The sequence below is a fragment of the Mucilaginibacter lutimaris genome (assembly GCF_042676625.1).
Taxonomy (GTDB): Bacteria; Bacteroidota; Bacteroidia; order Sphingobacteriales; family Sphingobacteriaceae; genus Mucilaginibacter; species Mucilaginibacter lutimaris.
This window is the reverse complement of the sequence record NZ_JBHTIA010000002.1, coordinates 118,934-133,213: the sequence shown is the minus strand read 5'-3', so window position 1 is coordinate 133,213 and position 14,280 is coordinate 118,934. Positions and strand designations below refer to the sequence as shown.

The following is a 14,280-nucleotide window of genomic DNA, read 5'->3' as shown; positions in this document are numbered from 1 at the left end:
TTAAATTAAGATATTTTTCCTTGAGAAATTTTTTTTAATGCTTCTATTCCGGGCAGAAATAAATAAAGGCCGCCATCAGTACGCACGAAGCGCTCCAGGCCATCAATCTGTTCATATGTGGGACCGGTGCCCATGTAATCAAATTCATTATAAGCCTGTATGGTATTATTGGGCGGCCCAAACAATGGGTCGAACCCGCTGCTGTTTGGGCTTGCGTCGGGCTGGCGAAAGCTGTTGCGTATTATCCAGTTTTGCATAATAAATTGAAACTGCGATGCCAGGTTAGCGCAAATGAACAAACCCACCAGCCCGCGCTGTGCATCTTCATTTTTGCCTTCTTCATAATCGGGGCCATAAGCACCGGCGCGGCGCATGATACGGCGGCTTTCCGCATAATTGGGTGTACCATCGGGGTTATTTTGATTACCGGTAACCATATTATCGTCCCTTGGGTTTGTACGACGGATATGAGCTGCATAAGGGCACCTGGCTCCCAGTGCATCAGTGGTCATATCACCCTGCTGGTTGGGCGTTTTATGCAAATAATTAAAATTAGTATAATCAAAATCCTTCAGCTTTGGGTCGGGGCCATTAGGCGAAACCACCAGCGGTGTGCCATCAAACCACCGCCCGCACAGTTTCGCGGCAACTAAGTTGGGGCTTACCCCCGGTGTTTTGTTAATAAATTTGTTAAAGGCTTTAACATCCTGGTAAAGCAACCTAAAGGCTGCAAAGCTGCCATTAAGCACCAGCGGGTGTGCACGATAGTTAGGCACAGTAGTTTTACCATCGTTATATTTTTTGGTTATAACAAAGTGATAAGGCGGTACTATCGGCCTGTCGTCTATAGTGCTTACTCCCAGCAGCATCCTTTGTTTTTTTGTATTCCAGGGCACTTTACTTAAACGAGGCTGCGAGAAGCTGTCTTTATAACCAAAATGAATATAATTTTGGCCGGTTAATAAAGGGTTCGAATCTTTTGAGAATGCCAGGGTAAGCGCGGGTACGTTATCTTTAACCGGGATCATCGCCATCAATTCATCACAATACTTCTCGCGTTTTGGATTGCTTTGGGTGTATATAGTGATCTGGATATGCAGATCTGAACCATCTGGTTTTGGGTTAGCAGGCAGGCTCCACCCGCCTGACCTTTTCCACCAACTGCCGGGGGCGCTATCATCAATATCGCCCACCGCTGCTGCGTTAACTGCCGCGCCACCATCATATAAACTAAACAGCGGGAAGCTGGCATTTTTTACAGTGGTATAATTATCGGCAGCAACTAATAACCTAAAACCAAAACTGGTGAGGCCAACATTAAGGCAATACGCTGGCTTTACCCCATTAGGCCAGGGGGCGGCTGAGGTTATAGTAAGCGACGAACCACTGCCAGGCATCAGTTCGGCTAACAATTCGCGGGCGCCGGCAACGTTGTTAGCATCTATCGTAAAAATCAAATAACGGATATAATCGAAATTGTAACCGCGTAATATCAGCCCTTGTATATCATCAAATTGCAGGTCGGGCGCCCGGGGGTCTGCAACATCATTCAGGTATGCACTCATTATAATCGGGTTTAAATAAGTTAAATATCCCCGCACTGGCGCGGGGATTGGGAATGATGTTTAACAAGGTGTTGGCGGGGTTGATGCCTCATAAGTTATATCAACCGGCGGGAATGGCCACAGCGCAGGTGCATCAGTGTAGTTTTGTAAAATTTTACCTACGGTCATCCCCGGGAAGGTGAAGCCCAGCACATATTTGTAATTAGTGCCTTTTGGGGTTTTGGCCGATGCCGGGATGGTTGGGTCGGCAAAGTTATAGCGCATAAGCAGGCAGTTAAATGCGTCGGGGTTTTCGGCTACGCCCCCGTTTTCTTTAATAGATACGGCAGAGGTAGGATCGGATGCAGGCACAATATCATCTTCGTCCATCGCATCAACAATTTGGTTTAAGCCCCAGGCAATAACAGGGTTAGTTACAAAAGAACTGATGTAGGGAGCAAAGTCGGCATCATATAATGATTGTACTACCAGCATATCCTTACCCGGCATTGTTTGAAAACTTGTTACCGGCAGGCCGGGGTTTTGCCCATCCAGCAAGTGGTAAAACATAAAAAAATGCACGCCTGTAGCAGCGCGCATATCGCTTAGGTTTTTCATTTCGGTTTGGATGCTTGTTAAGGCTTTGGTTACGGTTTCTTTGGGTGTTTGCTTTTTAAGGGGCATAAAAAGCAGCAGCATATGCTGCTGCTCTGCAGCAGGGATACTTTTAATAGGTTCAACAGTTGCCATTGTGATTTGGGTTTAGGTTGTCTTTACACCTACTCTGTTAAGGCTTTTCGGTATCCGCCATTGTTGTTATTATTAACTTAAAACGCGTTTACACTTTCCCCTCTCAAATACCGCGAAATTTTGCAGCAATAGATATTCTACAAAATAACATTTGCTTAAAATATTCCTGAAAGCGATAACCTGATTAACAAATGTCAATTATAATTTACGATACCTATAGGGTAAAAACAGCTTTTTTTAGCCACCCTTTAAGTGGAAAAAAGGCATGGCATTAATTTGTATATCCTATTATAAATGGCCACTTTCGGTAAACCTTTAAATCCGAAACTATATGACAATCAAAAAAACCTTATTCTATGTAGTTGCCGCGGGCCTGGCCTTTAGTGCCTGCCAAAACCAACGTGCAGACCTGGGCACAAAACCATCAGTTGGGGCGCCATTCAATTATGATAGCCTGAGTTATGAGCAAGCTAAAAAGTACGTTACTAATTACGAGAAACGGGCCGGTTTTGTAGATTCTATCTACAAAGATCAAAGTGGATCGGTGATCAGAAAAAAGAAACCAGACTCGCGAAGCATATGGTTTAGCGCGCAACGGTTACAGACCTTGTTAGATAAAATTAAAAGCGAAGGCGGCGACGGTATCCGTTTTTACTATGCCACTTATGATACTATTTATCCAAAAACAATTGGCAGTAATACACCACCGCAGATGTACTGGGGCTATAATACGCTGGTAATGGTATCAACCAAAGACAGCACCAACCAGGCCGACCAAAAATTCCATCGTGATTACTTTACCAGTAAGGCCAAAGGATCGGACAAACCTGTAAAGGGTTTTATTTTAGGTACTACCCCTGAAAACCGTGGTGAACTTTGCCCACCGCCAAAAAACTGTAACGAAGTAGGCGCATTGCTTATTCCATAACCAATTTAATGATATTTTTTACTTTTAATACAGTATCAGAGTTTTTATGCCTCTTGGTAGCAGTAATTTTCCTGTACCGGGAAAAAAGCCTGGCCTGGAAGCTGTTTATTCCTTTTTTACTGTTAACCTGTTGTGTTGAGGTAGCCGGCATTTACATGCGCGAAGTTATGCAGGTGCGCAACTACCCTATTTACAATTTGTACTTATTGTTTGAGTGTGGCTTTACCAGCTATTTCTTTTTTCATTTGTACAAAGCGTATTACTACAGGCCAATTTGGCTATTTACCTGGCTTAGCCTGTTTACCGTAATGTATATTACCGAGTTGGTAACGCATAGCGGTAAACAGTTTGCCGGTGATACGGCAACGGTTATGTCGGTAGTGTTTGTATTGGCCTGCCTTTACTTTTATTACCTTAAATTAAAAGATGAACATTTTGAGCACCTCACCAGTTCGGCACCGTTCTGGTGGGTTAGCGGTACACTTTTCTTTTATTTTGGCAGCACTGTTTGCAATACATTTTACACATACCTGTCTAACTACGAATTAATAACTTACAGCCGGTCTATGCGGTATATTATTTTTAACGTGTTAGATGTTACGATGTACATTTTTTGGTCATACGCTTTCATATGCAGATATCGTCAAAGGAAATCATCTCGCTTATAGGGCTTACATCTATAATATTTTTAATTGCACCGCTGTTTCTTATCCTGTATGTGTTATCGTACAATCGCAAGAAGAAGAAACACCAGGAGGAAACCGTTATGCTTCAAAAAAACTTTGAGACCGAACTTTTAAAAACCCAGATGGAGGTGCAGGAACAAACCCTAAAAACGGTTGCCTATGACCTGCACGACAATATTGGCCAGTTGCTTAGCCTTACTACCATTACGCTCAGCTCGATAAATCTCGAAGATAACAAAAACACGGCCGAGAAAATCGCCCTGGTAGAGGACCTCACCATGCGATCTATTAAAGAGGTAAAGGCGCTCTCCCGCTTATTACACGGCGAAGAAATTGTAAGCCGCGGCCTTAAGGCAGCTATTGAATTTGAGTTAGAATGGCTTAAACGATCGGACAGGTTCAAGGTAAACTTTACCCATAACCACGTGCCTTTTAATGGAGATAGCGCGCAGGAAACCATATTGTTCAGGCTTTTTCAGGAAATCATAAACAACATCATCCAGCATGCTAAAGCAACAGAAATTAACATCAATTTACAGGGTGCTGTAGAGAGCTATCAATTAACCATAAGCGATAATGGGATGGGATTTGATGTAGAAGAGATATTAGCCCGTAAAGCAGGTATGGGGTTGCACAATATTATTAAACGAAGCAACATGATAAATGGCAATGCGTCCATTGTATCTTCGCCGGTAAACGGCACAACCATAACCATAAACCTACCGTACAAATAACCATGCAAACCGAAAAAATAAACATTGCTATTGTTGACGATCACACACTTTTTCGCCAGGGGCTGGCACATTTGCTAACCGAATCTAACGAGATAAATGTGCTGTTTGATGCCGATAACGGTGCAGACATGATCAAAAAACTTTGTGATGCAACATTACCCGAGGTAATATTGATGGACATTACCATGCCCGTTATGGATGGCTACGAAACCACCAAATGGTTAAAGGAAAACCACCCGGGTATTAATGTTTTGGCGTTAAGCATGTTTGAGGAAGACAAGCCTATTATAGGGATGCTTAAAAGCGGCGCCGGCGGCTATATGCTTAAACAATCTAAAGCGGCCGACCTTGTAAACGCTATTAAAGGGATAGCCTCGCAATCATTTTATATTAATGAGCTGGTATCGGGCAAGCTGCTTCGTAACATCCAAAACAACCAGCCGGTAAAAAACGCGCCTATAGGGCTAAATGCTAACGAGCTGAAGTTTTTGGAGTTATGCTGCTCAGATCTTACTTATAAGCAAATAGCCGATATGATGCATTTAAGCCCCCATACCATTGATAATTACCGTGAAGCCCTGTTCCAGAAATTTGAAGTAAAATCAAGAACAGGACTGGTAATATCGGCCCTAAAAAACGAGCTTATAAAAATATAATTATGATGCCGCTATAGCGCCATCAACCTTTTTTGCAGCCGGTGTGTTTTTTGCTTTTGCAGGTGCCGCCGGTTTTGCTGTTTCAGGCACCTTGGGTTCATCTGTTTTAACCAATGCTGCAGTATCTATTTTAATATCTTTAGCAAATTTCTTAGCCAGTTTTTTGGCCTCTTTCTCAATCTTTTTATCTAATTTTTTAGATGCTACGCCAAATTTCGCGGTCGCTTCTTTCAACCGGGCAACAAGTGTTTGTTGCAAAGATTTTTGAGCAGTTTTTTTTGCTTCTTTAACAAGTGGTTTAAGTTTATTTTTCATGTATCTATCTGGTAATATGTGCAAAAGTAGGTTACAGCAAGGTTAATTCAATATTATCATTATGTTAACACTCAGCATCTTACTTAACATTGCATGTTATAACAAGTTTATTATTCTGACCTTAAACGTTATAGGGTTGGTCTAGCCTAAGACAACTTTACTATTAGTTAATACAATGCAAAACTTTATAAAATAAAATTCCTTATATAAACAATTCTATTCCTTTATTGGTGAATGCTATATTATAGTATATTAAATAATAAAACTATGGTACTAAAGTTTAGCCGTAATTAATATTGCAAAACTGTTTTAGCGATTAATAACCGACTTTTATACCAGATATAATTAATATATTATATATAAGGTGTAAGTGTATTTACCTCAAAAAAAAATAAAAAAAAGCTATTTTCACCCTATACTAATCGTAAACTTTAATACATTTTTGTTTAATTAAAACAGTGGCGATAGCAGGGATACAGTGTATAAGGAGGAGCGGTTAACGTTTTAAATAATTTTTTATTGCGAACAAATTAAATTATTATATTTACACAATTAACAAATTATAAATCTAAACCTTATCTAATTAGACTATGGATCCATTATTGGGAGAAATCAAAATGTTTGCGGGTACATTCGCACCAAACGGATGGTACTTTTGCGACGGAACTACCCTGGCAATTTCTCAAAATGCCGCTTTATTTTCAATCTTAGGAACGACGTATGGTGGTGATGGTGTATCAACCTTTAAATTGCCAGACCTTAGGGGCCGCACTCCCATTCACTCCGGCAACGGACAGGGGGTAAACGTTTCACGTTACCAGCTTGGCCAGGTGGGCGGTACGGAGAATGTAACTATCTCTGCATTACAAATGCCTGCGCACACGCACACTATTAATGCCGTATCTGCAGAAGCAACAGCATTACAACCAACCAATGCCTACCCGGCTTCAAGCCCGGGCGATCCGGTTAGTGGTTCTGGCGTTAATATTTATTCGAGCGCTACGCCTGATGTAACTTTGAATGTAAATAGCGTTGCACCGGCAGGTGGCAGCCAGCCTTTAAACGTAGTTACACCATATTTGGGTATCAACTTTATTATAGCCTGGACAGGTATTTACCCTTCAAGACCGTAATTATATAAATGAATATCAAAAGTATTGATTTTGATACTTGCAGATGAAAATTGGCATTGTATCAAATTCAAAAATATGTATACCCCTGCTTTCGTACCTAAGCAGTATTAAAGCAGGGGTTATGCTCTACTACAGCAAATCGGGCCATGCAGATATCAGTGTTAACGAGATGGCCGCTTTTTGCAGGATGAATGGTATTGCATTTTATGCGGAAAATGTTAAGAATGAGCTGTACAACTGGCAGCAGATAAACGAGCCCGAGGTGATTTTTATTACCGGGTACGTTCATAAAATAGCTGTCGAAAACTTAGGTAATGTGCCAAAAGGCATATATAACATACACTTTGGTAAACTGCCGCAATACAGAGGGCCATCGCCGGTTTTTTGGCAATTAAAAAATGGCGAAGCATACATTGGCTTGACAATACACCAATTAACCGATAAGCTGGATAGCGGACCGGTTGTATGGGAGCAAACCATTAAAAACGAAGAGTACCATACCTACAATTATATAAACCAGGCGTTTAGCCAGCTACAGGTGCAGGGCGTAGTACAAATACTTACCATGCTAAACAACAGGCAAACACCAAATTATAAGATACAAGCCGAAACCGAAGCCCGGTATTACAAACAGCCGCAACTGGCCGATGTAATGATAAACTGGGAGGTAATGGGTGCTAATGAAATAATTGATCTGGTTAAAGCCTGCACCCCCTGGAATAATGGTGCAAGTACCCTGATAAACGGGTACGAAATAAAAATATTAGATGCTGAAGCTGCTTCATCAGAAGCGAATAACATACCCGGTACAATTAAGATAGCTAATAACAAATTTAATGTGGCCTGTATCAATCACCAGGAGTTAAACATTAACTTTTTTTATATAAATAATACTTGCATCCCGGCCCGGCACGCAGGTTTTTACGGTTTAAAAACAGGGCAAACATTTATTAGTAAAATATAACGGCCTTGCCGGCAAAATAATACCTGAATAATTAAAATTTCATTATGAAAAAACTTTTACCCTTATTAAAAAAGCTATTACCAACAAATCGCAGATCGTGGTCAATAGCTTTGATGTTGGTGGTGCTGATTGCTATAGGCAATAAAAGCCAGGCACAGGTTTATTACTTAACTAATGATGCCACATCCGGATCTACCTCCGGTGTAGATGGTATAAACCGCATGGATTACAATGGAAACAACGCAGTACTCCTTGCAAATTCATTTACCAATTCACCCGGATTAATGGAGTTGGATCTACCTAACAACCGGGCGTTTGTATACGAGGCTTTCTCTACATCGCCTCCAACCGGGCTTAGTATTAAAGTTGTAAACTTAAGTACGGGGGCGGTAACGGCTACTATACCCATTACCGAATCTACTGCAAGGTGTTACTCTATCAAATACGACGCGATAAACGATTATATATATTATTTAGTTGCTGACAGTGGACCAACTGGCGCAACAGCAAATGACGCGCTGATAAAAGTTAAACCGGATGGTTCAGGTAAAACAGTGGTAATTTCTGGCTTTAGTTCAAATCCGAACTTATTGACCTTAAATGTTGCGAATAATAAAGCCTATGTATACAATCAGCTGGCGGCAGACAAAAAATTACGTACAATAAACTTAACAACAGGCACTGTTGAACAAACTATAACGATAACCGTCCCTGCCGGTAATCCATTTCTGATGAATGGCATGGATTACGACCCTGCTACTGATTATATATATTTATTAGGATCAAACAATGCGGGGACAACCAATGACAACGACGGTATCTTTAAAGTGCATCCAGACGGTACTGACTTCACGAAAATTGTAAGCGTACCGCAGTCGCCAACATCATTTGCATTAGATGTTAACAATAACCGTGCATTCGTATTTGACAATGTTGCGCCTGCCCGTAATATTACATCTTATGACCTTACAACCGGTACAGGTACATTAATAAAATCTTTATCATCTTTACCCGGAAGCTCAACAGTAACAGCGATGTGGGCTCCAAAAGTAGCAACATTAACCACCACCGCAGCTTCGTCTGTGGTAGCGGTATCAGCTTCAGTTGGCGGTAATATAACACGTAGCGATGTTACCGTAACAGAACGCGGTATAGTGTACAGCAGCAGCAATACTGTGCCAACAATAGGCGGCAGCGGTGTTACTAAAGCAGCTAACGGCAGTGGTACCGGCAGCTTTTCAGGAAGTATCTCGGGTCTTAGCCCTTCCACAACCTATTATTACAGGTCTTACGCAACAAGTGCGGCAGGCACAGCCTATGGTACAGTTAATACTTTTACTACAATTTCTAATGACGCGAACCTTTCGGCCTTTTCAATAAGTGCGGGTACGTTAACGCCTTCTTTTTCGAGTGGTACTACTTCGTATACAGCGTCGGTAACAGGCAGCACATCTACCATTACAGTTACCCCTACAAAAAACCAGGCTAACGCATCTATAAAAGTTAATAACGTAACTGTGGCATCGGGTAGCGCATCCTCCCCTATTGCATTAAATATAGGTGATAATATCATTACGACTGTAGTTACCGCGCAAGATGGTACTACTAAAACCTACACTTTAACTGTAAGCCGTGTTGAATTAGCACAAACTATTACATTTAACACTTTACCTGCAAAAAGTTACGGCGATGCAGATTTTGCACCGGGCGCAACCGCCAGCAGCGGTTTAACAGTTAGCTACAGCAGCGATAACACCGCTGTAGCAACTATTGTTAGTGGCCAGATACACATAGTTGGTGTAGGCACGGCGAATATTACCGCTTCACAAGCCGGCGATGGCAATTACAATGCGGCAACCAGTGTAATTCAAACCCTCACCGTAAGCAAGGCAACTGTTAATGTTACCGCTAATGCCCAAACAAAAGTTTATGGGAATAGCGACCCTGTGCTTACCTATACTGCAACAGGTGTAATTAACGGCGATACCCCTACCGGAACATTAGAAAGAACCACGGGCGTTAATGTTGGTACTTATGCCATTAACCAGGGCACACTATCTTATGGTACTAATTACAACCTGGTATACACAGTTGCAAACCTAACTATTAATAAAAGGCCTATTACCGTTTTACCTGTAGGCAAAACCAAAGTTTATGGCAGCAATGATCCGTTCCTTAATTCGTTTCAAATAACAAGTGGCTCACTGGCACCCGGAGACGCTACCGGCGACCAATTTGGACGTGCCACGGGCGAAAACGTAGGCACTTACCTGATGACCCTGGGAACCAAAAAATTCTATACCGGTGGTGTTGTGGACGGTACTGCTAACTATGATATAACCGTTCAACCGGCCTATTTCACAATAACTGCTAAACCTGTTACTGTTACTGCTAACGCGCAAAGCAAAACCTACGGCGATGCAGATCCTGAGCTTACATACACAAGTACCGAACTTGCTTATAGTGATACTTTTACCGGTACCCTTTCAAGAAATGCAGGAGAAGCGGTTGGTACTTATGCCATTACACAAGGTACACTGGCCTTAAGCGGTAACTACGAATTAACTTATGTAGGTAATAGCCTGACAATTAATAAAGCTAACTTAACTTATGTAGCAAACCCTGCAACCCGTTTTTATCAAACCGCTAACCCAACCTTTACAGGTTCGGTAACCGGTTTTGTAAATGGTGATACCCAGGAAACAGCAACATCAGGCACTTTAAGCTTTACAACAACGGCCACAACAAGCAGCCCTGTTGGCAGCTATCCTATTAATGGGGATGGCTTAACTGCCGCTAACTATAACTTTGTACAGGCAGCGGCAAACAGCACAGCGCTTACAATAACTACATCTAACGATGCTACACTTTCTGCCATAACTATAAACGCAGGTTCTTTAACCCCGGCATTTAGCAGCGGCCAGGAAAGCTATAGCGCTAACGTAGCATACGCGGTTTCAACACTAAATATTTCGGCTACGGTTAATCAGCAAAATGCAAGCATTACTATTAACGGCCAGCCATATACCTCGGGCTCGTCAAAAAGCATAGCGTTAAATACCGGTACCAACAATATTAATATTGTTGTAATAGCGCAGAATGGTGCCACTAAGATCTATTCACTTGTAGTAACCAGGGCAATGCCTGCTACAGACGCTAACTACAGTGCCATTACCTTAACACCGGTTTCAACATTGATACCTACATCACCCGGTAACTTCAAAACATCGGTAGCGGCTTCACAAACTTCGGTTAAAGTAACAACCATTCCGCAACAGGCAAATGCTACCGTTACCGTAAACGGCACTTCTGTAGCTAATGGTGTAGCATCGGGCAGTATAGCGCTTAATCAGCCTGCAACAACCATTACAGTTGTAATAACCGCCGAAGATGGTGTTACAAGTAAAAGGTATACGGTAGTAGTTAACAGGCAAGGTTCCAGCAATGTTTTACTAAGCAGTATCGGGCTTATCCCGGCATCAACTCTTACCACAGTATCACCAGATAATTACAGCACATCGGTAAGCTCAGATCAAACCAGCGTATCTGTAAAAGCAGTAACACAGGATGCTGGTGCGACCCTAACTGTTAACGGTGTGCCTGCTACAAGCGGTGTAGCATCGTCGCCGGTAGCATTGGTGGGCGAATCAACATTAATACCGATAGTAGTGACTGCCGCAGATGGTAGTACTGTAAAAACCTACACTATAACCGTTACCCGTTCGGGCTCAAGCAGTACCACAGTTAACAATATTGCATTAAGCCCGGCCTCGCAATTGGTATTAACATCAGCTAATCATTACATAACATCAGTAGCCGCCGGGCAAGCAAATGTTTCTGTAATTACCTCTGTGCAGGATGCAAACACAACTATTAAAGTAAATGGTATTACAACAGCAAGTGGTGTAGCCTCTGCACCTGTAACATTAACCGGACCGTCGACAGACATCACTGTATTGATAACTGCGCAAAGCGGCTTAACTAAAACTTATACCATTACTGTAAATCGTGCGGGTTCTAACAATGCAATATTGACCAACATTAACCTAACGCCATCATCAGTACTTACATTAACATCGGGTAACAGCAACTTCAGAACGTCTGTAAATGCAGGCCAGTCGAGTGTAACAGTTACCCCTACCGCGCAAAATGAAACTGCTACAATCGAAGTAAACGGTTCTGCGGTAGCAAGTGGTTCGGCATCGGCCCCTATAGCTTTAAGCATGGGTGCAACCGTAATTAATATTGTGGTTACTGCGGGCGATGGTGTAACAACTAAAAACTACACAGTTACCGTTAACAGGGCCGGATCCAGCGACGCGCGTATCAGCAACATTGCACTAATACCTTCTGCTCCGTTAACACAAACTTCTCTTGGTAACTATACCGCATCGGTGATACACGAGCAAACCAGTATTACCGTAACCGCCACAGCGGTTGATGCAGGCACCACCATTAAAATTAATGGTGTAACTACAGCAAGCGGTACAGCATCTGCCCCTATTGCGCTTGCGGTTGGCTCAAACGTAATAAACGTTGTTGCCACTGCCGAAGATGGTACAACAACCAAATCGTACACGGTAACGGTTAGTCGTGCCGCATCCGGCGAATCGCGCTTAAGCAACATTAACCTTACCCCATCATCAATACTAACTGAAACGGGTATAAACACTTATAACACATCGGTTGGTATATCCCAAAACAGTGTTACGGTTAGTGCTGTTCCAGTGGACCCTGCTTCAACAATCAAGATAAACGGGGTTGCTGTAAACAACGGTGTGGCATCGGGTGCAATTATCTTAAACCCGGGCAGCACAGCTATTACTATTGTAGTAACCGCTGCAAATGGTATTACAACAAAAACCTATACGGTAAATGTTAATCGTTCAGGCTCAAGTGACGCCCGTATTAGCAGTATTGCTTTAACACCTTCATCAGTACTTACACAGTTATCGCCAAATAACTACACTACAAACGTAAGCGGCACGCAAAATACTGTAAGGGTAACTGTAAATGCTGTTAATGTAAACAGCATCATTACGGTGCAGGGTATTCCTGTTACAAGTGGTGTAGCATCAGATGAAATTACATTAGCGGGTGGTGCTACCGATGTATTAATACAGGTTGTTGCCGAGGATGGTAGCACAACTAAGAATTACAAGGTAACTGTTAACAAGCCATTAGCGCGCAACTCATTCGCAGTTACCAAGTCAGGTGCTAACATGATTGCTAATAAAGCAGGTAAAACCTTCGAGAAAGATGAAATAATAGTTCATAAAGGATTATCTCCTAACGGCGACGGCTTTAACGACTTCCTGGTGATAGAGGGCTTATCTTCATACACCAACACCAAACTATCCGTAATGAATACAAGCGGTACGCTGGTGTTTGACATGAAAGATTATGGTAAGGATGGCTCAAGGGTATTTGAAGGCCGCGCCAAGAACGGTACGTTACTAAAGGCAGGTACTTACTACTACACCCTTGATTATAAAGATGGTGATAAGGACAAACGTAAAACCGGTTATATCATCATTAAATTTTAACAAATAGCTACTATTAACAAACGATTAGTGTGAAGGCAATTACAATTAGTACTACTTTTAAAAGGGCAATATTTATAACAACCACAGGCCTGCTGCTGCTATGCGGCAGCAGGCTAATGGCCCAGCAGCAGATCTACTCTTACGCGCAGTATGCTGATAACCTTACCCCTATTAATGCTGCCTACTCCATGCTGGATAAAGCAGGATCTATAAGTGTAATGGGCCGCAGGCAGTTTATAGGTATTGATGGCGCACCTACCAGTTTACTTTTGAGCGGTACTTTGCCAATACAATCTATAACCGGTGCCGCAGGTATTTATGTTTTAAATGACCAGGTAGCTGTAGAAAAACAGCTGGAAGTGAACGCGTTCTTTGCAAAAAGCATCCAGCTTACCGGCAACGATTTTTTGGCGGTATCTATCAACGCGGGTATCCGTAACTATGTTGCCAATTATTCTACGCTTGATTCATTTGACCCGCAGTTTAAAGATGATGTGCGCGAAACAAGCCCAAACCTTGGTTTTGGTGTGATGTTTTACAGCGACAGGTACTACCTGGGGCTTTCGTTACCAGAGTTAACTATCCGCAGTTTGGGTACAGCTTCTGTACAGCAGGCCAATTATCTAAAAAACCACTTCTATTTTTCGGGTGGGTATTTGCTGGATATGGGCGAGGATATCAAGTTTAAGCCGTCGGCCCTGGTGGCGTATGTAAAAGACGCCAAGTTACTAACGGATGTTACCGGTACCATTTTCTTAAAAGAACAATTAGGTATTGGCGCTGGTTACCGAAGCAACAAAAGGGCTACAGGTATATTATCTGTAATTGGCGATACCTATAAAGTGGGTTACTCCTACCAGTTTGGTACATCATCAAACACGCTTGGCGGTTTTAATACAGCCATACACGAGGTTAGCCTGAGCTATCGCTTTGGTACAACAGGTGTACGGAAGTTGTTATAATAACATCATCATTACAATTCATAAAGAAAGGCCATCTGTTGATCAACAGATGGCCTTTTCTT

11 protein-coding genes are annotated in these 14,280 nt (G+C 42.2%); 8 read left to right on the top strand and 3 right to left on the bottom strand.

Features of this window, described 5'->3' with window-relative positions; translation table 11 throughout:
• Positions 1 to 5: 5 nt before the first annotated feature.
• Positions 6 to 1,565 carry a hypothetical protein gene (locus ACFQZI_RS00585; protein ID WP_377137296.1) on the bottom strand — a complete coding sequence of 520 codons (1,560 nt, stop codon included), beginning with the start codon at positions 1,563 to 1,565 and terminating at the stop codon, positions 6 to 8.
• Positions 1,566 to 1,625: 60 nt separating this feature from the next.
• Positions 1,626 to 2,294: a hypothetical protein gene (locus ACFQZI_RS00580; RefSeq protein WP_377137294.1), complete on the bottom strand. Its 669-nt coding sequence runs from the start codon at positions 2,292 to 2,294 to the stop codon at positions 1,626 to 1,628.
• A gap of 331 nt (positions 2,295 to 2,625) precedes the next feature.
• Here ACFQZI_RS00580 and ACFQZI_RS00575 point away from each other — a divergent pair, with 331 nt between their 5' ends.
• The 4 genes from ACFQZI_RS00575 to ACFQZI_RS00565 are packed head-to-tail and all read left to right on the top strand — an operon-like array spanning position 2,626 to position 5,298.
• Positions 2,626 to 3,222 carry a hypothetical protein gene (locus ACFQZI_RS00575; RefSeq protein WP_377137292.1) on the top strand — a complete coding sequence of 199 codons (597 nt, stop codon included), beginning with the start codon at positions 2,626 to 2,628 and terminating at the stop codon, positions 3,220 to 3,222.
• Between the two features lie 8 nt (positions 3,223 to 3,230).
• A complete protein-coding gene (locus tag ACFQZI_RS20875; protein WP_449288971.1) occupies positions 3,231 to 3,890 on the top strand; it encodes a hypothetical protein in 660 nt (219 codons plus the stop codon).
• A complete protein-coding gene (locus ACFQZI_RS00570) occupies positions 3,854 to 4,642 on the top strand; it encodes a sensor histidine kinase (protein ID WP_377137290.1) in 789 nt (262 codons plus the stop codon). Before ACFQZI_RS20875 ends, ACFQZI_RS00570 begins: the two co-directional genes overlap by 37 nt.
• Before the next feature lie 2 nt (positions 4,643 to 4,644).
• The gene (locus ACFQZI_RS00565) at positions 4,645 to 5,298 is read left to right on the top strand and encodes a response regulator (RefSeq protein WP_377137288.1); all 654 of its coding nucleotides are present in this window, start codon (positions 4,645 to 4,647) and stop codon (positions 5,296 to 5,298) included.
• On the opposite strand, the gene ACFQZI_RS00560 is transcribed toward ACFQZI_RS00565, so the two are convergent.
• A complete protein-coding gene (locus tag ACFQZI_RS00560; protein ID WP_377137286.1) occupies positions 5,299 to 5,613 on the bottom strand; it encodes a hypothetical protein in 315 nt (104 codons plus the stop codon).
• Positions 5,614 to 6,203: 590 nt separating this feature from the next.
• Here ACFQZI_RS00560 and ACFQZI_RS00555 point away from each other — a divergent pair.
• From ACFQZI_RS00555 to ACFQZI_RS00540, 4 genes are read left to right on the top strand one after another with little or no spacing between them, the layout of a single operon-like run.
• Entirely contained in the window at positions 6,204 to 6,746 is a 543-nt protein-coding gene (locus ACFQZI_RS00555; RefSeq protein WP_377137284.1) for a phage tail protein, read from the top strand.
• A gap of 43 nt (positions 6,747 to 6,789) precedes the next feature.
• Positions 6,790 to 7,710 (top strand): methionyl-tRNA formyltransferase, encoded by a 921-nt coding sequence (locus ACFQZI_RS00550; protein ID WP_377137282.1) that lies wholly within the window; start codon positions 6,790 to 6,792, stop codon positions 7,708 to 7,710.
• Positions 7,711 to 7,754: 44 nt separating this feature from the next.
• Entirely contained in the window at positions 7,755 to 13,256 is a 5,502-nt protein-coding gene (locus ACFQZI_RS00545) for a cadherin-like beta sandwich domain-containing protein (RefSeq protein WP_377137280.1), read from the top strand.
• A 29-nt stretch (positions 13,257 to 13,285) separates the two neighbouring features.
• Complete coding sequence (locus ACFQZI_RS00540) at positions 13,286 to 14,218, top strand: PorP/SprF family type IX secretion system membrane protein (protein WP_377137278.1); 933 nt, start codon at positions 13,286 to 13,288, stop codon at positions 14,216 to 14,218.
• Positions 14,219 to 14,280: the final 62 nt, after the last annotated feature.